Source organism: Vibrio sp. J2-3(2022), from assembly GCF_021725735.1.
Taxonomy (GTDB): Bacteria; Pseudomonadota; Gammaproteobacteria; order Enterobacterales; family Vibrionaceae; genus Vibrio; species Vibrio diabolicus.
The window spans coordinates 874,720-900,111 of record NZ_JAKKCK010000001.1 but is presented as its reverse complement, the minus strand read 5'-3'; the positions used below and the strand labels follow the sequence as shown (position 1 = coordinate 900,111).

20 protein-coding genes are annotated in these 25,392 nt (G+C 37.2%); 13 read left to right on the top strand and 7 right to left on the bottom strand.

The window, feature by feature from the left end; all coding sequences use genetic code 11:
- Positions 1 to 92: 92 nt before the first annotated feature.
- From L3V27_RS03885 to L3V27_RS03855, 7 genes are all read left to right on the top strand, one after another.
- The gene (locus L3V27_RS03885) at positions 93 to 638 is read left to right on the top strand and encodes a chromosome partitioning protein ParA (protein ID WP_116921287.1); all 546 of its coding nucleotides are present in this window, start codon (positions 93 to 95) and stop codon (positions 636 to 638) included.
- The gene (locus tag L3V27_RS03880; RefSeq protein WP_180208754.1) at positions 628 to 2,016 is read left to right on the top strand and encodes a relaxase/mobilization nuclease domain-containing protein; all 1,389 of its coding nucleotides are present in this window, start codon (positions 628 to 630) and stop codon (positions 2,014 to 2,016) included. Before L3V27_RS03885 ends, L3V27_RS03880 begins: the two co-directional genes overlap by 11 nt.
- A 309-nt stretch (positions 2,017 to 2,325) precedes the next feature.
- Complete coding sequence (locus L3V27_RS03875; protein ID WP_025794814.1) at positions 2,326 to 3,093, top strand: hypothetical protein; 768 nt, start codon at positions 2,326 to 2,328, stop codon at positions 3,091 to 3,093.
- A gap of 156 nt (positions 3,094 to 3,249) precedes the next feature.
- Positions 3,250 to 3,447 (top strand): hypothetical protein, encoded by a 198-nt coding sequence (locus L3V27_RS03870; protein ID WP_005444613.1) that lies wholly within the window; start codon positions 3,250 to 3,252, stop codon positions 3,445 to 3,447.
- 130 nt (positions 3,448 to 3,577) lie between these two features.
- Positions 3,578 to 3,949, top strand: a complete 372-nt coding sequence (locus L3V27_RS03865; protein ID WP_180208755.1) for a transcriptional regulator — start codon at positions 3,578 to 3,580, stop codon at positions 3,947 to 3,949.
- Positions 3,950 to 4,642: 693 nt separating this feature from the next.
- Positions 4,643 to 5,029 carry an HNH endonuclease family protein gene (locus tag L3V27_RS03860; protein ID WP_193280018.1) on the top strand — a complete coding sequence of 129 codons (387 nt, stop codon included), beginning with the start codon at positions 4,643 to 4,645 and terminating at the stop codon, positions 5,027 to 5,029.
- Positions 5,030 to 5,550: 521 nt separating this feature from the next.
- Positions 5,551 to 6,045, top strand: coding sequence for a hypothetical protein (locus L3V27_RS03855; protein ID WP_180208757.1), 495 nt, complete (start codon positions 5,551 to 5,553; stop codon positions 6,043 to 6,045).
- Positions 6,046 to 6,275: 230 nt separating this feature from the next.
- Here L3V27_RS03855 and L3V27_RS03850 read toward each other — a convergent pair whose 3' ends face one another.
- From L3V27_RS03850 to L3V27_RS03825, 6 genes are all read right to left on the bottom strand, one after another.
- On the bottom strand, positions 6,276 to 7,289 hold the full coding sequence (locus tag L3V27_RS03850; RefSeq protein ID WP_180208758.1) for a restriction endonuclease: 1,014 nt from the start codon (positions 7,287 to 7,289) through the stop codon (positions 6,276 to 6,278).
- A gap of 66 nt (positions 7,290 to 7,355) precedes the next feature.
- Positions 7,356 to 9,674: an AAA family ATPase gene (locus L3V27_RS03845; protein ID WP_048624877.1), complete on the bottom strand. Its 2,319-nt coding sequence runs from the start codon at positions 9,672 to 9,674 to the stop codon at positions 7,356 to 7,358.
- Positions 9,675 to 9,960: 286 nt separating this feature from the next.
- Complete coding sequence (locus L3V27_RS03840) at positions 9,961 to 10,683, bottom strand: NYN domain-containing protein (protein ID WP_025559098.1); 723 nt, start codon at positions 10,681 to 10,683, stop codon at positions 9,961 to 9,963.
- Between the two features lie 244 nt (positions 10,684 to 10,927).
- Positions 10,928 to 11,440, bottom strand: coding sequence for a hypothetical protein (locus L3V27_RS03835; protein WP_025605171.1), 513 nt, complete (start codon positions 11,438 to 11,440; stop codon positions 10,928 to 10,930).
- Positions 11,440 to 12,264 carry a hypothetical protein gene (locus L3V27_RS03830; protein ID WP_237311049.1) on the bottom strand — a complete coding sequence of 275 codons (825 nt, stop codon included), beginning with the start codon at positions 12,262 to 12,264 and terminating at the stop codon, positions 11,440 to 11,442. Before L3V27_RS03830 ends, L3V27_RS03835 begins: the two co-directional genes overlap by 1 nt.
- Positions 12,265 to 12,615: 351 nt before the next feature.
- Complete coding sequence (locus tag L3V27_RS03825) at positions 12,616 to 13,248, bottom strand: GGDEF domain-containing protein (protein ID WP_180208759.1); 633 nt, start codon at positions 13,246 to 13,248, stop codon at positions 12,616 to 12,618.
- Between the two features lie 335 nt (positions 13,249 to 13,583).
- Here L3V27_RS03825 and L3V27_RS03820 point away from each other — a divergent pair, with 335 nt between their 5' ends.
- The 6 genes from L3V27_RS03820 (at position 13,584) to L3V27_RS03795 (ending at position 24,504) form a co-directional block, all read left to right on the top strand.
- Positions 13,584 to 14,549: a WYL domain-containing protein gene (locus tag L3V27_RS03820; RefSeq protein WP_140360246.1), complete on the top strand. Its 966-nt coding sequence runs from the start codon at positions 13,584 to 13,586 to the stop codon at positions 14,547 to 14,549.
- Between the two features lie 5 nt (positions 14,550 to 14,554).
- Positions 14,555 to 16,177 carry a dynamin family protein gene (locus tag L3V27_RS03815; protein ID WP_140360247.1) on the top strand — a complete coding sequence of 541 codons (1,623 nt, stop codon included), beginning with the start codon at positions 14,555 to 14,557 and terminating at the stop codon, positions 16,175 to 16,177.
- Between the two features lie 11 nt (positions 16,178 to 16,188).
- Positions 16,189 to 19,812 carry a patatin-like phospholipase family protein gene (locus tag L3V27_RS03810; RefSeq protein ID WP_140360248.1) on the top strand — a complete coding sequence of 1,208 codons (3,624 nt, stop codon included), beginning with the start codon at positions 16,189 to 16,191 and terminating at the stop codon, positions 19,810 to 19,812.
- Positions 19,813 to 19,825: 13 nt separating this feature from the next.
- Positions 19,826 to 21,061: a TerB family tellurite resistance protein gene (locus L3V27_RS03805; RefSeq protein ID WP_180208760.1), complete on the top strand. Its 1,236-nt coding sequence runs from the start codon at positions 19,826 to 19,828 to the stop codon at positions 21,059 to 21,061.
- 79 nt (positions 21,062 to 21,140) lie between these two features.
- Positions 21,141 to 22,283 (top strand): TerB family tellurite resistance protein, encoded by a 1,143-nt coding sequence (locus L3V27_RS03800; protein WP_180208761.1) that lies wholly within the window; start codon positions 21,141 to 21,143, stop codon positions 22,281 to 22,283.
- Positions 22,284 to 22,287: 4 nt separating this feature from the next.
- Positions 22,288 to 24,504: a dynamin family protein gene (locus L3V27_RS03795; RefSeq protein ID WP_140360275.1), complete on the top strand. Its 2,217-nt coding sequence runs from the start codon at positions 22,288 to 22,290 to the stop codon at positions 24,502 to 24,504.
- A gap of 85 nt (positions 24,505 to 24,589) precedes the next feature.
- Here the strand turns inward: L3V27_RS03795 and L3V27_RS03790 are convergent, their stop codons facing one another.
- Positions 24,590 to 25,243: a HEPN domain-containing protein gene (locus L3V27_RS03790; RefSeq protein WP_193280006.1), complete on the bottom strand. Its 654-nt coding sequence runs from the start codon at positions 25,241 to 25,243 to the stop codon at positions 24,590 to 24,592.
- Between the last annotated feature and the right edge of the window lie 149 nt (positions 25,244 to 25,392).

The following is a 25,392-nucleotide window of genomic DNA, read 5'->3' as shown; positions in this document are numbered from 1 at the left end:
CGCTAGTTTATCATATGCTGTTAGTCTTAGATCTTAATAGCTATATCTAATTATTTGAGAGGTGAGTATAGATACAATAAAAGGTAATAATTATGAACAACGATGTGTTAGACATTCTAAGAAATGTAGGTGCAAAAGATTTTAGAGCTATTGAAACTGCCATTAAGACAGTAAAAAAAGAGAAATACAAAGCTCGTAAAGAACCTGCTGATTTACAGATTAAATCAGTAAAGACAAATCTCACTGAAAAAGAATATCAAGAGCTAGTTAAAAAGCAATGTGTGGCTGGTTATTCAAAGCTTTCAGCATTTACTCGTGACATCATCAATAATGCTGTAAAAGTCAAACCTATCATTCTAGAGGCATCTAAAGAGTTCTTCTCAGAAACTTCAGAACTCAGTGATCAAATTAAAACAATTGCCACCGATATTGAGAATAGTAAAGCTCTCACAAGAGAAGAAATAGAAAGTACTCTTGTAGTACTAGCGGGACTATTAAGAGAGTTTCAGGCCACTCGTCACTTGCTAGTGAATAGCTTTACTCAAGAAGCGGCTTATGAAATAGCAAAACAGCATTTAAGTGAAGACAAGCTTGTTCAGGCACTGAAAGAATTAAGAGGCTCAAGTCATGATCTATAAGGAACCTGCACAAAAAGGCGGTAAGCATACTAAGCTAACCGCAGATGCTCTCATAAAGTATGTTGCTGGTGACGATGAACGAGTGGCTAAATATTTAGTAAATTATGGTGCAGGAGCGACTAAAAGCGCTGATGCAGTAACAGAATTTATTTATGCAAATAATATTATACATATCCCTGTAAATGCTAAAAACGCACCAGGGGAGATGTTAGATATGGCGCTTGCGATAAGGGAGATGCAGGAGTCTATAAGGCTTAATCCAACCGCCAAACAGCAATTTAAGCACATGATTGTAAGCTTAGATACTAATGAGAGTTTAACTAATTTCCAATGGTGCAAAACAGCTAAAAAGTTGATGAATCATTTGGGTTACGCAAATTGCCGATATATTGCTTTTAAACATAATGATACCGATGAACAACATATACATGTAGTCACATCAACTATCGATATAGTAACAAGAAAACGCATCAAAGACTCTTATAGCAAGATACGAGCACAAGAAGTAATGAGGGAGCTAGAGATAGAGTTTGGTCTGCGACAATTAGTAAGTAGTAATAAGATTGGTTACGATTCCTATGCTGATATTAATGACGCTAAAATATTTAACAAAAAGGCTCAAATAGCTCGTCTGGTAAAAACTGGTATCAATAAGTTAAAGCCACGCTCTAATCTTGCAGAGTTTGTCACTGCTGTTGAATCAACACATTCAAGCCTCAAAGTTGAGCTACAAACAAAGAAGGGGGTTGCGGTGGGTATCGTATTTAATCTCGACGGAGTTCGAATGTCTGCCTCCCAGTTAGGTGGAAATCGAAAATATACACTCGGAAAGCTTATTGGAAACGGTATTCTACATGACGCCTGTAAGGACCTGAGTAACTATGAAGAAGAACTAGAAAGAGCGGCTGCGCACGCTCAAGAACAATCAGATAATGCGCTTAGAGTTTACGAAAGTAAGCAAGATCAAGATATGAGGACTTATCTTGTGATGCTTTCTGTGAATGTTAGATATCGCAAAGAAGTAGAACAATTCATAGATGACATGAAATGGAATCTGAGAGCACGTAAAAGATTAAAAGGCGCTTCTGATGTCGTGTATGTCGTTGAGATGATTTCTATGCTTAAAGATGTCGAAATGGGTTTTGAAACAGTTATTGAAGCGCTATTTTTGGATACTCTTGATAAAGCATTTAGCTGCATAACTAAGCGAAAAACAATGGAAAATGTATTTGAAAATTTAAGCACAAAACAGATCTCTGAGAGTGACTATAAGACTTTTATTGCTACTGCTCATGTTGAGATCTTACACAAGAATGATAAATCACAACGAAGTTCGGTGAACAAACTATTAGAAAGTATCATTAGCCAGGATCACTAAGGTATAAATAAGTAGCCTAATATTTATAGCTATCATTAAATGTAATTATATCACTTTCTATATATAATTCACTAGTCATTATTTTTTAATTCTTCACTAATTATTAAAAATTAATGATTCGTCATAGTTAATAAATATTTTATTAAATTTACCCGTCAATAATAATTAAAATTAGTTTATTCGTAATAGATAAAGTTTACTAATCAACCTGTTAAAATTATATTTTTTGTAAATTCCAGTTTGTTTACTTATATAAAGTTAACTGGTATCTTGTATTAAAAGATAAGAATAAATTGTAAGGTTTAAGTTATGGCTAATTATGCAGATGCAATGAATGTCGCGATTGATAAGAAAAGAAATAATATACTTGATGATGGTAAGAACTTCACTCCGTATCGACATAGGAAAGGAATGACTCTTTATCTTCGACTAAATATTAAAAGATGTGATGAAGAAGTAAGAAATGGCTGTCCTAAGAATAAGGTTGTCATTGTTGCCAAAAAACGTATTGATGACATTCCAAAGTATACATTTGAAGAGTTTCTAGAAAACGATGTAACTGAATGTGTAAAGTCAGGGGAGTATAATGTTACCAAAGGGGCTTACGACAAGTTTATAGCTAAACACAAATCTTATTATAGAATATATCATGAAGCAAAAGTGAATGAATGCCGTGGTTATTTCGATATTGACAGAGCTGGAATTAAGAAAGAGGCGGCAAAGATATCAAAGCCAATCCATGATGTTGCAGATATTGTTGAAAAGCTTGCTTTAGATGGTCTTTTGACTGCTGTAGAAGCACAAGATCTGTATCAGTCAATGTACAGAATTAAACAAGTATTAGACGCATACGTTATGCCTGATATTCTTTTTCAGAATATGCTTTTCTATGATAAAAAATTAACTGATAAAATTAAGACTTACAATCATTTATCTAACTTCAAAATTTCAAGTAAAGCAAATGCTGATCGTTTTGTTAAACACATGAGTAAAATAGACAGTTTTGAGACTGGTAATAGAGTTAAAAAATTAAGCACTGAAAGAAAGGTGTTAGAGTCTTTGTGTTCCAGTCTATAATAAAACCTCATTGATATCTGCCAGATCAAAGATCTGGCTTTTCATATTATATTCAAGTGTCCATTTTTAAACATAATGGATGAATAGTATTGTTTTACTGAACATCATGGATTAGTATTCATCATATTCTGCTACCAACATGTAATAGGGATGATTATGAAGGATGATATGCATGAACAACTTGGCGTCAATAAGTCCTTTCTTAACGATACATTCGCAATGATCCGCATATCTAAAGACGGAGAGGTTTGGGTGCAATATCAAGACAAGATGGATATACCATCTGGCACTAAAGCGATTAATATTACTGCTGATGTCCTGAAGATTATCGCCCTTCATCAAAGTAGTGAGTAATGATAGTGCGGTTTAATGAAATTAGATTTAGATAATAAGGTTTGAGAAATCGACTGTAATTTATGATTATTATCACTGTTTTCCTTTTCCATTAAAGGGAAGTATTATATTTTATAGATATGGACAGACTATGAAAGCTCGAATTGGAATAGCCGATGAAGAACTAGTTCGTAAGTATATGTTGGGTGTTTCAGCTGGAAAATTAAACCATGTCGAAAATTTTCCTCATTTGTGGTTTACATCATTAACGGAGCTGGCACAGGTTTTAACTAACGAACGTATTAAGCTTTTGTATATGATTTCTAGTGATAGAGCAAATAGTGTAAGGAAGTTATCTGAGATAACAGGTCGCAGTGTCGAAGAACTTTCGATTTCTATTGACAACCTTGCATCTAAACGTTTTGTTCGTATTGATAGATGTGGAAACGAAGAGTGTCTTACAGCAATCTATACATCTTTTGTGATACTAGTGGGCAAAGAACTGGAAGAGCTGCTTCAATAGCTACTTTGATACTAAAATCAAGCGCACTGATACGCTTTTTGTTTGTTTCCAAGGCATAGAACAGAAATGGGGGCATGCGAAGAGAAATGACTAACTCCGCAATATACGACTAACTGGCTAGATATTATACCTAAAGTAACGTGCTAAGAGCTTAATTCGGGACATAGATATTTTTATCATGCACATAACACCGACGTGATTACGAGTTGCTAAGCTAGCTAAAACGAATGGCGATATTTCTGAGCCAAAAAAGCTATTCACGACGTGGAAGAAAACTATTATCAAACTTGTTTTCTCAGTAAGGCTCAGTTTTAGTCCTAATTATCACGAAGCGAATCGATTCACGATGGCTTTACTGACACCGCTGGTAGGGTAGGGGGGCCGTGTAAACAGTTCCATCCATAATAACATGTTCCTGCTAAGGTTTAAATTTAGAATAACGAGCTGAACCTCGCACTAAAGGCTCCTCTAATATGAAGGGAATATCTTTGATTTGTGCCAAAATCGATCTCTTCTTCACGAGTGAAGTCTGCCATAGATTCAAACGTAAGTAACGTAGCGTCAAAAAATAGAGCATTAAGAACAATAGGGAAGTTCGAGGGGCAGGATTTGCTTTTTCAGCAATTAGATAATTTAATCGAATTAAGAAACTGTACAATAAAAGAGATGCTAATGAGCTTCTAAAGTCGGTACATGAAAAACTACAAGATCGTGTTCCTAGTGAAAGTGAATTTATTTCCAAGTTTGTGCAGAACTTGTCATTTACAAATCAAAAAACGACAAACAGGTGAGTTAACTGCACACTTGTATACACTAGAGCATATTGCTCCTCAAAAGCTAGGTCACGAATACATTGGAATGGTGGGTAACCTATTGCCTCTATGTGCTGAGATCAATGGTGATATAGCTGACAAAGATCCTAAAGAAAAGCTAAGCTACTACAGTAAGTCTGAGCTTATTTTAGTTAAAGAGTTTGTTGATGAAGTGAATAGCGATGATTTTGACCTGGACAATTGGAATGAAGAGCAGATTAAGACAAGAACAGAATCGATCGCTAAATTAGCTTATGAACTAGTCTAAGACACTTTAAGCTATAGTCCGCATACTACGAAGTTACGTTGAATTTACCCCGTGATACAACACGGGGATTCACGACTAACAGTATCAGAAGAATGGATAACTTCTAGTCGGGCAACACCCCATGAACCAGATGCGAGTGAGTAAAAGGTCTAAGCAACTTTGGTGCAGATCTGAGGTAGTTACGCCAGCTAGCTCTGTACTGGACATAAACGTTTTGGTGATCTCTCTAAATTAGTATCTAACGGATTAATTGAGGTATTGAAAGTTAAAGTTGAGTTAGCCATAGTTTTACTTATTCATAATCCAAGAGTGAATCAGAGAGTGAGCAAACTTGAGAACATCATTCGGAATAAACATAGAATGACCAACAACAGTTGTGAGACCATCCCATTTGACTGTCAAGAGAGGATATATGAACACTTTGAGTGTGATAAGAACTGCTTCCTCAGCAATAGCATCCAGTTCGATGATTTAATTAACAATTTGACAATATCACGTACTGAAAGTCCTAAGGTAACCCAATGAAAAAATGGAAGTTGTTCGCCGTTATCTGCACCTCACCATCTCTAGCTGTTGCAAAAACCATTACCATCGATTACGTATCTACAGGTAACTTTATCCAAAACGAGGCATCATCAGCTATCGGTTGGTTATCAGAGCAAACTGGTGACCCTGACTACCTATTCATAGCAGAGCCTGGTCAATCTGCATCGGGAAAATTTAGAATGTATTTCAACTTTATCCAGCTTGATGGGTTCAGAGTTTGTAAAGATGACTATTTGGGAAAAAGTGTCGTTACTATAAACAATCAAGATGTAGAGATGAGTCGTTTCTGTGTAGATTCACCGAATAATGTTCACACATCTATGACAGCAACTAGTGAAAGAGGTAATCAGTATATTTTAGAGCAATTTCAATCCAAGAATACTGTCCATTTTCACTTCGGGTCTCATCATGTAACTTTTGATGCAAAGGGGTATGTTTCACGCTTTGGAAAAACTGGAACAGTTCTGTAGCAGACAAGTGAATCACCACCAAACCCATAGAAACTTTGTGGTATAAGAAAAATTGGGTCAAATAACCTCGTATAGAAACGGGGGAACAGGACAGTTCTAGCTTCGAATGGGGCAAAGGTGAGTTTGCCGTGATCAACGCTGGCGCATCTCTGGACAGAAACGAGTTAGATGTATAACTCCAACCCCTTTCTGTCAGATTAGAAAAAGTATGTTGAAGCTATAGTTGTATGTTATATCCTGATAACTCCTGAACCTGGAGTTCTCAGCGCTTTTATCCATTCAGAAACCTTTTCCCCATTAACTTCCTTAATTGGGTAGCTTCGAGCTGAAATAGTAGTCCTAGCCCCTGGACTAAATTCTGATGTGGTAACTAGTAAGCCCGTTGTTGCTTTCGCTTCTAAAACGTCTGCATATAAGCCTTTTATTGTTACTTTATCGATCTTCGACTTATACCGTTTGCATTGAATGATAAATTCAGGGTGTATTTGAGCAGAATCATTCCAAACACGAACATCAACACCGTCATCATTGGTACCAGGTCCAAGTTCAACTCTATATCCTGATTGACTAAAACACTCACTAATTAATTCTTCGAATTTTCGCCAGTGGATTTCACCCAATTTAGCCAAATTATTAGACAGGTAATTGATGAAGCGTTGATCTAAGAAAGTGCCATGTGAAACTACAGGTTGATGTTTCTCGAATAAATCATTTAGATCGACTATATCTTTCCATTCTTCCCACCTCCCTGCAGTATGAGGGCTATTCTGAAAATGAGCGTCGTACATTTTCATCAATTCAATAAGGTCACTCGCACCAGTTTTTCCGTACCTTTCCATTGCTTCAGCTAGCATTGGCATAGGATCAACAGAGCTTTGACCGTTTTTTACTGCTAGTTCTACACCCAGTCTATAATGTTTACTGTAAATATTTTGAAGATCAGTAATGTAATCTAAACCTTTTTCTTTCATTGCTCTTATGAAGAACTGTGATTGTGTAAACAATCCTTGTCTTGGGGTATCAGTAACACCAACCTTATATAAAAGTTGGTAATATAAATCCTCGTAATCTTCAGAGCGAATAGCAAGCCCATTACCTTCAGATCTCAATATATCATCAGCATATCCAGTACCTGACAGTAAATCGCACATCTGTTCAATTGAACTAGCTAAACCTGCTTTGTAACCTATTATCTCATGGAGATGATCGGCAAGGTCACCAGGAGAAAACCAAATTCTTGCCATAATTCCTCGTAATTCACTGGAGGGTATAACGTTGCATCAAGACGTGAACAACGCAATCAACCAACCTTAAGCTGTTACTACCGCTTCCATTTCATTGTAATGGTGCTCATCTATTGTTTTAACCATGTCTAGGATTGTGTTCAAAATAGCGGGTGATTCACCTAACAAGTTATCTGCATTATCTTCCAGTTCTATCTCTTGATTATGCGAGTACTTGTTTATAAAGCGATATACTTTTTCAACATCCTCTGACTTGATATCTGAATACCCTCGCGTACCATCATCTACCAACTGCCTAAAGTTACTTCTCTTCTTAGGGAGCTTGAAGCACAAGAATGATTCGAGTAGTTTTCTCGATAAGTTTGCGCACAGGTATACTTCATCAAGATTCAAATTCGCTTTGTCTTTGAATGAATACAGCTTTGAGAATAAGTAGTGATACTCAGAGTTGTACTCCGTCAACGTACCGCCAGCACTTACAATTTTAGATTTTCGAACACCGTCACACGTACTTTCAATTGTATATGCTCTTGATTTAATTATTGGGTCTTTACCCTTGGGGAATTTATTCTTCTTGAGTACCCAATCTCTGACTAACTTGAAGTACGAGAAGTTATGTGTCATTACAAATAGCTGTTTAGCGTTCTCGCAGTGCTTTTTCAAAAATGAATACGAATGGAACAAGTGGTTTGAATCAAAGCTAGAGACTGGGTCATCAACAACCACTATAGTTTCTTTGATATCGTTATCATGCTCTTTAAGTTTTGTCACAAAATACACGAATGCTATTGCTGTTTTCTCACCTTCACTCAAGTTATTAGCCAGCTTACCAGTGCCATTACGAGATATTTTGTACCCTTTTTCTTTAGCATCAAACTCTAGCTTAAGTTCTGTACGCCCCAAGAACTTAGCAAGCTCATCATTGAAAGGGTCTACCGCAATAGATTCATTTGACAGCTCAGCCTCAAGCCTTACTACCTCTGTATTGATAGCTGTAATTTCATCACTTACTTTCTTAGCTTTATCCTGCTCCGCTTTTAACGCCTTTTTCTTCATGTCATAGTCGAAATCAATAACTTTCTCCGCAGCATAATGTAGCTCAAGAGCTTGTTTGTGTGTCGCTGTCACAGCTTGGAAATTACCTGACTTGTCATTATGCTCTTTCACACAAGCATTGATACTTTCAACAGCATTGTTGTATTCATCAATAAGACTCTGAGGGACATTTACAACTACCATAGAAACATCAAAAGGGTCATTTGTTTTCTGGACGAGGCAATCTTCCCAGCCCTTTACAATGTCTGAAACTTTTCTTCTAATTTCGTCGAGTGGAGCTATAGCTTTTTTATAAGCAGCTTGAAACTCTTCGAAAAAAGAATCTACAGCTGGAAGATCGATTTCTGGTAACGACTTGCAGTACTTGTCAGCTTGCGCAATTTCTTCCTTTAACAGTTTAAAGGCCTCGCTAAAGTGATTATTCAACGAAGTCAACCTAGACTCAGTTAGCGTACTTCCACAAAAGTGACACTCATTTGATTCATGCTTTTCGTGCAAACTTATACCAGTAGACACCCACGTTTGGACATCAGGGTTTTCTTTTAAAAAATCTATTACCTCATTTACAGCGGTCTTCTGCATTAATGCTTTCAGTGCATTAAAATCACTTTCAAAAAAGTCTGTTTGTATAGGTGAAATCGACAAAGAAATTTTTGGTTTTTCAACAGGAGAGGCAGATTTCGTATGATGAACAATGTCTTCCTCTGAAAGTACTGAGTCTGTGTCACTAACCCCCGTTGGGTCGGAAGTGATTAATTTCTCAAGTGACGTTTTGTTGTAGTTCAAATACTTACGGTCATCTGTTCCAATCACTTTCAAGCTTATCTTGATGCTCTTCGCCGTATCTGAGAGGAACTTATTAATTTCGGCTTCTAAATCACTGGCGGTCTTGGTGGCACTCTTCGACTCCTCTCGTTTTTGCTTCAACTCATTTTTCTTTTGGTCAAGTTGCTTACGCTCTGAGATTTTCTGTTTATCAACTAGAAGTATGCTCTTAACCGTACCGCTCCAATCAATGTTTTCTTGAATAAAGTCATTATTAAACGTTCGAACGTTGAGTGGATTGGTCTCGATATTAGCTTGTGTCAAAGTATTTACATTCGTTCCGTCAGTACTGTACTCAATATCAAAAGACGGAGTTTCATACGACAAGCTATTCAAAGACTTATTCTCAATACTTCTAAACAATCTTGAAAGCGTTGACTTTCCAGAGCCGTTCCATCCATAAATAAGATTAAACCTCACAAACTCATCACACCCAACATTCGTATGGTTCTCGTAGATTCCAAACGAACGAAGGCTCTTTATCTTACTGATACCATTAATCATTCGTGTCTATCCGCATATGGTTGATTTTCCAACTATCTTAACCATAGCCAGCATATGGACAATTTCAGTGATACATATCCAAAATCCAACTAAAACAATATATTTCATTCGGTTACTAACAGTTCTATCAGTGTGGAAAAAAGACAAGCGATGAGTTCTGGTCTTGCCTTTCATAAGTTCAAGTATTGAAAATGACTTTCTTACAACTTAGAAAGGGATAGTGGTAACAAGAAATGGGGCAATTTTGAGTTACCCAATTGCCGTATAACGTCAGCGAAGCTGCAAATCATTTTTGTTTGCTAGCCTTTGTTATCAACTGAAACTCCATACCAGAGCGTTTAGTGTTACGGGTTCTATAGCGCGTTGGATATTTATCAAAAAAGTCAGATAACTTCTTCAAACCGTAGTTTCGAGGGTCAAAATCTGGCTTCAATCTTTTTAAATATTTGCCAATTTCACCTAGTTTTGCCCAACCCGATTCATCTCTATAGTTCTGCCAAGCTTGATGCATTAATCGCCATAGTTCGCGTTCTGCGTCTTGATTAGAGCTTGATTGTGCCTCCTCAAGATCAACATCAGCGTTTAAGTTCTCTATTGCAACAAAGTCGTCACAAGCGTTTTTAAAAGAAGTCGGAGTCATCGCTTTTCCAACACCGATAACGTGTATCTCTGACTCTCTTAACCTCGTAGCAAGACTTGTAAAGTCACTATCACTGGATATCAAGGCAAAAGCATCAAACCGTTGACTGTATAAGAGATCCATTGCATCAATAATCATTAAAGAATCTGTGGAGTTTTTTCCAGATGTATAGGCAAATTGCTGTTTGGCTTGAATAGCTAACTCATTTAAAGGCTGCTTCCAGTTTTTTAGTTGCTCAGCAGAAAAATCGCCATATGCACGTTTAACGATGATCTGCCCAAAACTAGAAAGCTCTTCAATAATCAGGTTTAGCTTTGAGTGCGGAGTGTTTTCTGAATCAATTAATACAGCGATTTTTCTGTTACCCATAATCCGTGCGTGACCATCCTTTATGTAGTTAGTTGCACTATATCGGCATTAGTAATATTTGTTCAAATGGGATTGTTCAGAAATGATAAGAGTAACAATTCTAAACAGGAAAAGGGCACTTCTGTGCTACGAAGCAACAATTAATACTGCAAACAATGAATACAAACATTTACGAAACATTTACGGACTACGCAAGGATTTAACTAGCTGAACGACACCTGACACCTTTGAAACGACAATACCGTTAGATAGCCTTCATTTTTGCGAGGAGGTTGAGGAGTAAAGCGTCTACTTCTTCCGATTGAGGGGGTAAACGTGTCTCTGACGGTAAAGAGCTGTAACCGTAGGTACTTTCACACCACTCATTTGAAGCTAAGGCCGCACAAAGGCCGCTATCATGTGTAAAGCCAATAGTCTCAAACACAACCATCGCTCCAATGAGTACCAATGAGAGTAAGCTAGTAAAAAACTGAAGGCGTATCTTCCAAAATAAGGATTTCTTAGCCTTATCAGTCAATGGCGCTTTATTTTTCTGTTTTTCATTATTGTATGATTCTTGTTTTATCTTAGAATCGATTACAACTTCAAATGCTTTGTAGCAAAAGAATGCACTGATCATGACAAATATTATAGCCAAGATAAGCAGGACACTTGTAAAAAAAAGCTTTGCATTTGCCCCTATTGCGGCAGTAAAGGCGAGTATGGCAATAAGAGTTAAAAGTAAGTGTTTTGAGAAATCGAGAATGCTATCTACCACTATGCTACCTCATTGAGATCGCTTTGATTCAATTTCAGAGCAAGATCCACTACTACCTTTTTCATTGTTCTTGCGTCTTTACTGTTTTTTATAAGAAGCAAGAGTCCTCCTAGGCGAAAACTATCCTCAATACTCGCTTCCGCAAGTACTTCGAATATTTTATTGAATTTACTAAAACCGCGCTTCTTAAATCGCTCCAGATCTCCTTCATCTGTATGCTGAAGGACAAGTTCACCCACTTTGTTAAGATTGACACCTTTATCAACGGTATGGGCTTTTAGCATCCCCTTAAATGGCGTAGTCATATGACCATATATTCTAGTGAAATCAAAAACATTAGCGTAAAACCTAACGGTTTTTCTTCTCATTTCCTTTGGGCTTACTTTGCTTTGAATACCATCTGATGTTAAGAGTGCTTCCTCATTCATTACATCGATAGAATTGATGATGAACGCTCTTACAATTTCACGGCCAAGAGAGGAGTGCTTGTTCTCATCGTACCAAAGTAACCAGAGAGCAATCACATAGTAATACTTGTTGCTTGCCTTAAGAACTACATCTACGTAAGAGGTGCCCTTGTAGTGGATATAGCATGTTTCAGTAATAGGAAAGGGAGCAACAGAGATTTTAAAATCATCTTCGTCTGAACACGGGAAGTAAGCTGAACGATTTGGGTCTATCCTAGCAACTACTCGAAGTCGTTCTAACACTTGAGGAGTCAGCTTATGGAAGTGGAACTGAATGAACTCAGCGTGTTCTGGGTTAATGTTTTTGAAAAGTCTTAGCTGAAGTTCTTCGTATAATTTACTGTATAAAACTGCCATTGTGATGTTTGTGCTCCACTCTGAACAAGTTGATTATAAAACCGTATGTCTTATCTTATGCGGTCATATGCAACCAAGTCCAAGGTGATTGCTAGAAACTGTTACCAATGGCTCGAAACAGCAATACATTCCTCTCTTTTTCTAAAAACTTCAATTGGTGGTTAACCCATTAGCTAATCTTATCTCATTGGAGACAGGCTCTAAAACGGTTTGGGCATAAATTTGTCAAGGTTTTGCTGACACATCCTTGAAGTTTTTAAGTAACAAAGTACGAATTGTGATGAAGCGATCAATATTCGTATGTCTTAACTCTTAACTTACCCAGGTAGTTCCTAGTTTTTGGATGGTTCGTTAACGAATGTGACCACCTTTCTTTTGATACATATCGAGGTCAACCAAACTGATTAATTGGTTCGATGTTAATTTTTTATCGCCTTCCATGTTGTAAACATAACTTCCAGTAGTGACGGTGATGGAAAGTGATGAACGAGCAAGTGGTAGTCGTTGTTTTGCGAGTGTTTCGTGGAGTTGTTTACACCAGACATTGGTTTCTTGATGTGTTGCATTGGGTAGCACCGCAAGGAATTCGTCGCCACCATAACGTGAGATAGATTGGCAAGGCTTCTGAATATTCTTGAGTGCACTACCCACATAAGACAAAACTTTATCCCCTACCACATGTCCTTCTGTATCGTTGATTATTTTAAGATGATCGACATCTATAAAGACTAGCCCTAGTGAGTTCAATTGTTCATTTTTTAAAGACATTTCTAAGTATGTCATCCCGTATTCACGAGTTTCAACTTTAGTTAAGCAGTCTATTCGAATCTGATTTTCTAAAGAGCACACCCTATCCTTGAGCTTCTTATTTTCTAGTTCTAAGAAACGTATCTGATTGATTAGATCCTGCCATGTCGCTTTACTAATTGTGCTGATATCAAGGGGGTCAGCAGAGACATTCTTATCACACGTATTAACAGACATTATGCACTCCGATGTTAAAAGTGTCCTTAATAGAAGTGATCTTAAATTCAAGTACGACATCATGTGTCACATAGAACAAGAGATTTTCTGTGTGTTAGAAATGGCTCTATCACTCAAAGTGATTGTTTTTTAAGCGGTTTGGTGCGACACAATTTGACATATAACACGTTATAGTCAATTTGTTAGGTATATGGCTGCTTGTTTCTTAACTAAAGGTTGCATATTGAGGTATAAGGAGTTCATTAAAAGGTATGACATTACAATATGAAATATCATTTCTTTTCAGTTGTATCAAATAAAGACATCAGTTTTTGAAAAATTAGGTAAGACTAAGTATGGCCAAACGAACGAGCACTCACGAGTCTCTTGTTGTAGCGTTTGAGTTGCTAAAGCGGATACCAAAATCACATCAAGTTACGGCACGAGAGCTTCACCAGCAACTAGAGCATATCGGTATAGAGAGGGAACTCCGTACAATTCAGCGGAATTTAGAACTGCTTTGTGAACACTTTGACATCATTCGTGATGAAAGAAGTAAACCATATGGATATCGCTGGAACAAAGAAGCTGGGGGGGTGACGCTACCTAAGCTGTCAGCACAAGAGGCATTGCTTTTAAACCTAGCAGAAGAGTATTTGATTAAGCTCTTACCAGTTAACATAACAGCGTCACTTGATGGTTTTTTTCAAGAGGCAAAATACAAACTCAACCCAACGAGTGGAAACTCTAGAGAAAGAGAGTGGCTAAAAAAGGTGAGAGTAGTGAGTGAAACTCAACCACTATTGCCACCCAAAATTGCCACAAATGTATTTTCCGCAATTAGCGAAGCTCTATATCACGATCGTTTGCTCAATATTGATTATTACAATACTAAACAAGTTCAAAAGTCTGCATTGGTGATGCCGTTAGGTTTGGCTCAGCAAGGCCAACGAATGTACTTAGTTTGTCGATTTGATGGCTATGACAACGAACGGAGCATCGCAGTTCATCGGGTAAGTAAAGCCTCTGTTTCATCTTTCGGTTTTGAACGCCCAAAAGAGTTTAAGCTAAGCCAGTATGATGCTGATGGAAGGTTTGGTTTTGGCGAAGGACAGAAGATCTCCCTCGAACTTGAAGTTAAAAATGAGTTAGCGTTGCTTCTTTCGGAAACACCAATCTCGACAGACCAAAACATTACCCAACAGGGGGATATATACAAAATTTCAGCAACTGTAGTTGACTCAAAGCTATTAGCTCAATGGCTCTCTGGCTTTGGTGACTTAGTTATAACACAACGCATAACTGAGTATTTGAAAGGTTAAATGAGATGGATATAGATAGCTTGATGAATGGTCATTTAGCATCACTAGAAGAAAAGAAAGAAACAACGCCTTTGGTATCATCAGGTAAATATAATCGTTATCTTGAAGATTCAGATCTTGGGTTGGAACTATTTGCCAGCTTAGTCGCAAAACCAGAGGTAAGAACTCCGAGTGATCAAATTTTAGAAGATATAGATAAGCTAATTAATCAAAAGTTTTTATCGCACACAGAAAAGAGTGAAAATACTAGCGGTGCAAGTGCTTATGTTCGACTTCTTGAGTGGTTTGATTTACTTAAAGAAGCGGTGTCATTTCCTCAGTTACAACAGAGTCATACTGTGGCAGTTGGAGGCTCTTTTAGTGCAGGTAAAACACGTTTTCTCAATACTGTTTTAGGTTGTCCTTCACTTCTTCCTGTAGACACGACTCCAACTACGTCCATACCCACTTTCTTATTCAAAGGGGCTTCGAACAGCATTGATGCACTGAATTTCTTTGGAAAGAAGACCGAAATTGACGAACACGCAGTCAAAGCGATTTGCCATGCATTCAACAAAAAGTATCGAGTGACCTTTAGTCATATATTGCAAATGATTGCTGTTGAGAGAGAGGTTTTTCATTATGGCAATCTGATCTTTTTGGATACTCCAGGATATAGCAAATCTGATAACCAAAAGAAGATTGATGAAAATATTGCTCGCACTCATTTAAGAGCGGCAGATTATCTAATTTGGTTAGTAGATAGTCAAAGCGGTACCGTTCCCCAACAAGATATCAACTTTCTTCAAGGCCTGGAGCTAGAGCAGCCAGTCTTGGTAGTAATGAGTAAGACTGATAAGAAATTGGAATCAGAAGTCAAAAGCATTATCGAAGTAGCCAAAGTTGATCTTGAACATGCCGAGATAAGTTTTGTAGATGTGATTGGGTACTCTTCGGTAGAAAATATGGAGATCTCAGCGCACGGTGATCGACTAAAAGAGTTTTTGGCTCAAGTAAACCAGGGGAGTGACGGCTCAACATTGAAATGGCAGCTTTCAAAAATCTTTGAAGAATATCACCGAGAATACTTGGCTACTCAACAAACACTGAAACTAACGATTGGTACGTTAAATGAGCTTATTTTTGATGAAAATTTAGTTGGGGACAAGAAAAAGCACTTAGCTGATTTTCACAGAAAGGTTAAGTCTCAGCTAGATATTCTTCATCACCAAAAACGTGACTCAGAAAAAATTTATGCCCACATCGAAGGTTTACTGATTGAGGTGTGTAGGTTAAAAGAAATTGCATTGGCCAGTAGTCCAAGTGTGATGCAATTAAACTCGATGAAAATAAAAACAGATCGGATACAGAGAGACATAGTGACTTTTGACGCGCTTCTTCAAGGTGACCTAAAGGTTCTTTCTGGAATGGCGAATCTTAACTCCCTGCAAGGCAGAGTGGTCAAGATCAGTCCGATTGGCGTGTCTATTCAATTGGATGATGCTCCTGAAATAGAGATTATGGTGTTAATGATAGTTATAGCCAAGACTGCACCCGCTATAAAATCGGAGCAGTTCTACATATCACAAGAAGTCCAAGTTCAAATTATTAGTGATAAAAAATCATTAGTATCAGTCAGTTTCGATTAATAAGGTAAATAATGAGTAAATTAGGTATTGTCTTCTCGGGTGGAGGTGGCAAAGGCGCATATGAAGTTGGCGCTTGGAAAGCACTTAGAGAGTTTGGTCTAGATAAAAACGTTGAAGCTGTGGCTGGTACTTCTGTTGGTGGCTTAAATGGTGCGTTATTTGTTAAGGGTGATGTGGAAGCAGCCGAAAAATTATGGCGTGGAATATCTAAAGATCAAATCATGTCTTTAAATAAAGACAACCTTGCAAGAAAAGCAGCATCTTTTGCTAGTACATTGTTTACCCCTTCATTGGCTGCTAGAGCTGCACTGGCGATAACAGGGCTGAGCCAATCACAAGGTTTGTTTAATCAAAGTGGCTTAAAGCACTTGATTGAACAAAGCGGTGCTTGTGATGGTGTCTGCCAAAGTGATATTCCATTCCATGTTTGTGCGCTGAACTCTAGTACCAGAAAGCTTGAATACCCTGATTTAACGGATAAACCCCCGACAAGTATAGTTCAATGGTTACTCGCGTCAGCAGCGATTCCTATTGTCTTTGATGGCATTGATATTGATGGAACAACTTACTTCGATGGTGGGGTGTTGCCTGGTGAATATAGTGATAACACACCTTACAAGGTGTTGATTGAAAAGCATAACTGTACTCATATTATCAATTTATATCTAGAGAGAGACCCACAGTTAGCTCAAACGGTAAAGCAGTACCCTAATGTTCGTTTTTGGAACATCGTGCCCACGAGAGAGTTTGATGGATTAATTGCACCGCTTAACTTCACTCCAGAAAATGCAGGGAAATTGATAGACGAAGGCTATGAGGACGTGAAGCGTATCTTAGAGCAGTTTAAAGATTTCCAAGATACTGAAGAGAGATTTGTTGCTGTGGTCGATAAGTTGGCTGATGCCTCAAAAGATTTTGATCAAAGTGTCGAGCTAAATAAGCAGTTAAGAAGTGGGCACTTTGAAACCTATGACAGCCTTCAACAAGTCACACAGCAAGTTGCAATGGAAATTGAAGCTCAAGAGCAGACCTTTATTGATAATAGTATCGATACGTTGATTGAAGAGATGAAAGGTAATTCAACCGAGTTACTTAACGAAGCCTTTTCATCAATTACTGCACTTGCGTCAACCGAAGGGACAGTAAACTCTCAATTAGAGCAAAGTCGGTTCGGTCGAATCATTGGCAATCTTACGGGTAGTAATAGTGTACGACAGTCTGAAGTGAATCATGGGCTAAGCAGAGCAATCTATGCTAATCAAAGACTGATACAAAAGCTGAATCATAAGAATATGCTCACAATGGAGGTAGTCGCGTCCCTATCGAATAAAACCAGTTATCTGATGAAGCATGTTGATGTTTTATATGGAAGTATTCAGATGACTGAGCATAGACTTAACCGCTCATTGACCCTTATGAAACATGGTTTCGAAGTGCTAGAGTCTGAACTGTCTCAAAAAATAGTCAATGTTTCACAAAGAGTTGACGCATTGGAAAGAAATCAAATTATTAATGATTGGTTTCATACAGCTACAGCACAAGGCCTAGCATCCAACCCATACCAAACACTTCTTAATTTGACGAGCAGTTTCTATGTGACATCTGGACGTACGTGGGAGACTAACGAACTTGCTCGCTATATAAATGCGTTAAAGTTATTAAAGCTTGATGAAGAAGAGTTAGTTCCAGCGACTCTAATTTTACAGTCACAAGAATGCAACCTTATTGATAATGTTGAAGGTGAGTACATTCTTCCAATCGCTAGCAGTAAACAAAATGATTACCCTCTTTTGAGAGGTATTCAAATGGCTAACGAGATTCAGAGTGAGCGAGATATTATCGGTGAACTTGAGTTAGATCTAAGTTTGAACTTATTTACTCCTCGCCCAGCTAAAGAACTTGGTTTGGAGCTGCTACACGCATTACGCCAAAATGATCGTAGGGCAACCACGATCCACTCGAGTTGCAAGGATACGCTATTACTTGAGCATGGTGTCGTTGCCTCAGAGCTACAGTATCAATGGTTATCTGTTGTCGAGCAGTTGGAAGATATCAATAGTCAGCACTTGAATGATGATAGTGTGAAGGAACAATTACAGTTTGTACGTTCTCGAATTAGCAACTTCAAAGTTGTCATACCAATTATTGGGAAGTTTTCAGCAGGTAAAAGTAGTCTATTAAACAGTTACCTTGGGTATGACTATCTTAAGGTAAATATAGCAGCAGAAACAGCTGTTGCAACTGAGCTGACGTACGGAATGACAGAGCAGTTCACCGTTCACTATGTTGATGACACCCCTGTATCCGTCTATCCACTTGACACCTTACATAGTTTTCAACCAAGCGACCATGTTGCCCACATCACAGTTGAGTTAAATAACCAACGTCTAAAGAACAGAAGGGGGGCTATATTAGTTGATATGCCAGGGTTTGATGCTCGTAATGTAGCGCACCAGAAAGCAATAGCGACGTATCTAGAGCGTGGTGATTACTTCGTAACGTTGTTTCCCGCAGATATACCGTTTGATAATAGCGTGATGGAGCGCCTTGAAGAGATCTACTATGACTACAGTAGAGATATAGGGTGCTTAATTTCTAAATCTGCTCGTAAATCGGAATTTGAACTAGTGAAGAGCGTGGAGCAGCTCAAACTAACGTTAAGTGAAAGATTGCAAGATAGTTTTGATGTCATGAGTATCGAAACACAAGATAAACAGCTCTACTCAATTAAGGGGTTTGAGGTGATGATTGATAACGCTGTAAGTCAGTTCGACCACTTGTTAAAGCACCGCTACCAGTCTGCAATATTAGCTTTGATAACGAGCATCGAAGAAGCACTGAAAACAAAAAATTCATACATGTCAAATAGTGCTGTTGAAATTGAAGAGAAGATCAACGCATTGGAAAGAAGCTTTAATGAAGAAAAGCAAAGTCTTCAACTTATGCTAAATGAGCTTGAGTATAATCTGTGCAGTGTTGGTAAAGAACAAATAACGTCAAAGGTTAGCTCTGAGTTATCTAACAATACGCTTAACCTAGTAAGTGCCGCAAAAAGTAATACACTGTCCGACTCTATTGTAAGTATTGTTCGACCTGTGGTGCAACTAGAGATAGATGAACTAATCCGAATAGAGCTAGAGCGTTTTAAACGTAAACTAGAAAGTAACGTTACCGTCTCTTTAGAAGGAATTGGTGTTCATTTAGACATCCCTCCCCAAGAAAAAGAAAAGTTCTCGCTAATAGCAGGCACAATCGCTGGTGGAATTAGTATTGCAATGTTAAATCCAATTGTGGGAATTTTTGTTGGAGTTTTTGGTGGATTACTTGGCAAGAAAAGAAGTAATGAAACAGAACGAGACCACCAGATCGAGCAAGAGATTCGTGGTCAGATTATCCCAGAGGCGACAAGCCAAATCATTGATATGGTCGCTGAGCATCTGAACCGAGTAATGAAGAACTTCAGTGAACAACTCAATATTACTCTTGAGCAGAAGCTGCGAGCACATAATGAACAACTTATGTCATTGAACAAGCAACACAAAAAACAATCAGACATATTGGAAGAAACAAAGCAAAAACTGACGGAAGCTTTAGTTTATGTGTCTACCTTAAAACAACGTATCGATAAAGATTAATTGCGAGTCTGTTATGCTAGATATTTTAGACATCATCAATGAAGCGACGAAAGAAGCTAATTCCTTTGAAAACCATGCAGCAAAAGATCTTAGTCTAGAAGAGCGCTTACTTTATTTACAAGGTATAGCGCTTGTAATGAATGCTGATGGTATGATCCACCCTGAAGAGAAAGAATTTATCCGTATTCTAATCAAATCATTTGAGATGGATGAATCGATTCTTGAAAGCGTTGTCGAGTTTGCGCAGTGTCCTGACAAAGATACTGTTCAAGCATTTTTCCGTACATTTAGACGAAGACCGATTTCTCAATTGTTCTTATTTGATGCATTAGTGATGACACGAAGAGATGAAAATGTTGATGAGCGTGAAAATGCAGTAGTTGATAAGATTGCAGAGCAATTAGAAGTCTTAAAAGGGACATATCAAGATATCTTCGACTTATTCTGCCATATTAAGAATAAAGACTGGGAAGAAAGTTCTTTATATTTTTCGAGTCACTTGTTAAATCCAGAATATTTTAGGCATTTGTTAGATTATTATGAGGTCGATTTTGAGGGTTTATTAGAGCGTACTAAAAATATTAGAAATAAAAGAGTTTTAGAAATCTTCAAAAGCCGTGTAAATTCTTTATCAGAAAGCAATGAGATGAAGATAACACTTAATAATGATGTTGTATTACCGATAATTCAATCTGGAATCGATAGAGGTGAAGTGAAAGTATTCATGGGAAAAATCATATTTCCAGAGGAAAAAGAATGTGAACTTTCTACAGTAGGTTTTGGTTACCATCAAGAAAGCAAGAGCTTATATTTGGTTAATGATGAGAATATTTCAGATAGAATAATAATTTCATTTGTATCAAATTATTTGAATATTAGTAATATTGAAATGTTTGAGTTTTTATTTGATAGTAATAATATAATTCATGGAGAAATTGATAAAGTATCTAATCGAAAGTTGAAATTATCTACAAACTTTGAAAATGGCAAGTTTATAGCTATTGCTAATAAACTTTTTCAATATATCAATAATGGAAAATATGACATTTTCGGGAATGATGAAATTTACTCATCAAAAATAGGAGTTGATTTTTATGAGTATATTTACCAGGAAAAGAAAAATGAAAAGGGGACTATGGCTAGTCTAATCTCGTCCTCTTTCTTTAGTAGAGATGGAGATATTTTTCTTGATTATGGACTCGATGATCAAGATTCTAAAGGCTCATTAAAAGAAGTGGATTTGTTATAGTTTTTGTCGAATTGTAGATAACTATAGTTCTCAGTAAAATATATAGTACGAGTTTCATGGTTAGGTTAGAGTTAAGAGAATGATAGATATTTTATCAACAATAAAAGAGGCTGCTAAAGAAAGTAGTGCATTTGAAAGTCATGCAGCTAAGGAGCTATCCCTCGAAGAGAGGTTGCTCTATTTACAAGGGTTAGCATTAATAATGAATGCTAACGGTGATATGCATGAAGAAAAGAAAAACTATTTATTAACTTTAATTATATCTCTTGAGGTGGACGAGTCTATTCTTGATAGTTGTATAGATTTTGCTAACAAGCCAGACACAAACATAGTTCAAAGTATTTTGAAATATTTTAAACGTAAACCAATCGCGCAACTTTTTTTATTCGATGCTTTTATGATTAGTGTTCGTGATGGAGCTATTTCAGTATCAGAAAAAAATATTATAGATGAGTTGGCATTGCAATTTGAAGTTTCTAAAGGTCTCTATAGCGATATTTTTGATTTTTTCTGTCACGTCAGAAATAAAAATTGGCAAGATAGCGAATTATACTTCAATACTCATTTATTACAACCTAAATTCTTTAGCCACATTCTTAAATACTATGAAGTTAATTTCAATGAGTTGACACAGAGAAGTAAAAAAATCTCTAAGAGAAAAATATTAGCTAATACTAAAGATAAAATTAAATATGGATTTAATAATGAAGTCTTACTGCCATTGTTACAATCAAAAATTAGTAGAAGGGAGGCGACTGTTCAGAACGGGATTTTTATTTCAACTGATATGAATGATGTTAATTTAAGAACAATCAAACTAGGTTATGATCAGTTAAATGAAAGTTTGTATATAGAACTACCGCATTTAATTAACGATAATGATTTAATAGAATATTATTATAATAGCCTTGGGATCACTGAGGTAGAACGCTATATGTTAGAAGATGGTTCTAAAACTGTTATATCCTCTAATGTTGATAAAAATAAAAGAATTCTAAACTTAGAAAAAAAATATACTGAGGGTAGTCTAATTGATATCAATGGTATTCTTTTTGGATATAAAAAATATAAAGGAAGACCAGATATTGTCGGGTTGAGTTCTATTTATAGTACCACAATGAAAAACTTTGATCATATAAAAAAATATAAAGAATTAATGTTACATAGTTCTTTGACGGATAAAACTATCCAAGGGACATTATATAGGGTTTTTAATAAGTAAGTCTATGAAAGATAAAATAAGTGAAGTCTATTCACGATATGAACATCATAATACAGTGATCGATTCTAAGATTCTTGAAGATGTAAACCAGTTGCGCACCACATTCGAAGCTGACCTCTTGAATGCTCAACAAGAAAATCGCATTTTGAGGATTGGTATTGTAGGTCAGATTAAGCGAGGAAAGTCTTCTTTCCTGAACAGCCTCCTATTTGATGGTGAGTCAGTTTTACCAAAAGCCGCGACACCTATGACCGCTGCGCTCACTAGAATTAGCTATGCACAAGAGCCAAGTGCCAAAATTGAGTTTTACAGCAAAAATGAATGGAACAAAGTTCTAGAACAAGCACTACGAGTTGAACAAGAAGAGAAGCATTATCAAGATTTGATAGCAGATTTCCAAGCCTCCCAAAGCTCAAGTATAAGCCGAAGAGGTGTTCGGCCACCACAGAAGCCGAATCATCCAGAAGAGTCTAAGGCATGCTTTGAGCTTTATCAGATGGTAAAACGTTCAGGGTTGAATGTTGATAATTATCTTGATCAGGTGCAGGTTATTGATGAAGTTAGCTCAAACGAAGTTCTAATTTCTGACTTAACACCTTATGTGGGAGCTGACGGAAAGTTTACTCCTATTGTGAAAAGCTCTTCATTAGCGCTGAACTTACCTGGTCTTAAAGATATTGAAGTAGTTGATACCCCAGGGTTGAATGACCCAATTGTGTCTCGTGGTAGACGTACACAAGAATTTTTGGGGCAATGTGATGTTATATTTTTATTGAGCTACTGTGGTCAATTCCTAGACAGCCAAGACATGGCACTGCTAGCACAAAATATCCCGAATAAAGGTATTGAAGAGATCATCTTAATTGGTTCTCTATTCGACAGTGCGTTGCTTGATGAGTACAGCAATTATGAGTCAATTCAGCAGGCTTTGCCTGCATTGACGCAAAGTTTAAATGACCAAGCACAGTCCGAAGTTAGTGCAGTCTGCCGCCAAGATGAGTTGAATAATTGTGGTCAATCACACTTGATGCAAACACTGAAGAATGCATTACCTCCTATTTTTGTATCTTCTCGTTGCTATGATTTAGCGAGAAAGGGGAGCGATTTGAGTGAAGAAGAGCAGCATACACTCAGTCGTTTGAACCAAATGTTTGACGATTTTACTTTTACTCCTGAAATCCTCGCAGCGGTTGCAAATTTCAATAAAGTTCACTCTAAATTGGAGCTTGTCCGAGAAAATAAAAATGCAATTATGTCCGAGCGACTCGATAACTTAATGAAAGGTGCCGAGAGAGAGTTATTGCAAAAGCTAACAGCTATTTATGATGATATTACTCATAAGAAAAACAACCTTTTACAAGGTGATTTAGCCGTAATTGAAAAGAAGCAGAAAGAATTAGCCGAGCGAATCAATGCTGGGAAAACAAAGGTGAGTATGGTTTTCGACAAGTACCGAGTACATATCGAAAAAACACTGCGAAAAGTGGAACATGGAATAGGGCAAGACTCAGTTTCAGTACAGCGTATTAACTCTCAAACGGGCAGCCGAGAAGAGTCTTATACCACCTATAATAAGGTCTATGATCCAGAGTTATTCAGTCCGTCTACTTGGTTTTCAAGGAAAACTGTGGCTAGTACAAAGTATAGAACTGTCAAATATACCTACGCAAATGTTCAAGATGCTGTACAAAAGCTAGAAGATTTTGTTATTGAGACAAGTGATAGGCTTTACCAGGTAAGCTCACAAGCAATTAACATCAATCAGTTCCGTGAAGATATTAAGCATGCAGTAAAAGGTTTATTTGACTTTTCAGACCCAGATTTCGACCCTGAAATGATACTATTGCCTCTGAGTAATTCTGTTGATCGAATTACGATTTCTGCAATTAGTTTAGACCTAGATCATCACATCAACTCGATCAGGCAACAGTTTTCTATAAATGAAGTCGAAGGTGAAGAGATCCAAAAACTGAGACAAGAGCAGGCTAGGGTGGTTGGTTTGTTGCTAACGGAAATCAATGAGGAAGTTGCAAAGTGCAGCTCTGAAATGCTCGGAAAAATCTCAAAAGAAGAACAAAAGTTTCTTCCCACGCTTATTAGAGATTTAGAGTCTAATGTTGAGCAGCTGAGAGCAGACTTAGAGAATAAAGAACAAGCTCTGAAAGAGTACAGCGATATTCTTCAGATGGTTGAAGAGGATAAGCTTAAACTTTGCGTATGACACCTGTTTATCAAACTTGACAAAAAGAATAAAGTAGTAAAGTGACTGAGGGCACATATAAATGCCCTCAAGCTCAACTCAACTTTTAATCTTGTATTAACGGATAGACAGGGTCTCCCCATAATTCATTGCTAGAATCCATCATAACTTTAATTATAGTTGGTAATAGCTTTTCCAACAGATTAGTACAATCTCGGAGTTGTTTACGGTTCGCTGAGCTACCGTAAGTTGCTCCACCATGAATAATTTGGTTACGTAGTGTATATAGACGGGCAAATACGATTGAAAGAACTGAAGCGGTATTGTCCTGTCCAAGAGCTGCGTTAGCCGCAATCTTGGATCTACTTCGGGCTGCCTTCCATTCACCTTCGGTGATCCTCCCTGCATGATAACTCCAATAACTTTCTAGAATAAATTCATTGTCCAATAAAGATCTTATAGCCCCAGAGTAATTATGCCAGACGATGTGTGATAATAAATTTTCAGTATCCAATTCAACAAGTCGTGTCAAAAACTCTTGATAAAGTCCTCGTTCCCCATAATTAACTTTTTGTTCAAACTCTTGTGCGTATGCAGCATTGAAAGCAATCCAAAGGAAAATAAATTTTGAGTCTTCGTCATCACATGACTCAGCTTTCTTAAGCCAGCTCAGTGAGCGATGTACTCTAGTTGAAAGAGCCTCAGAGTAGTATTCCCTCTCATTGCGGTGACGTTTTTTTAAAGTATCGAAAGTAAGCATTTGTTCCTCGTTTACTATGATTATGGGAGTGTATTTTTTATGACCAGCCATCACTGTGACTAGACATGGACTAAAAGATTTTTAAATATGTTTTTTATATTTGATATTCTCCCTGATTGCGATTTCATAGCAAAGAGCGAATAATCGTC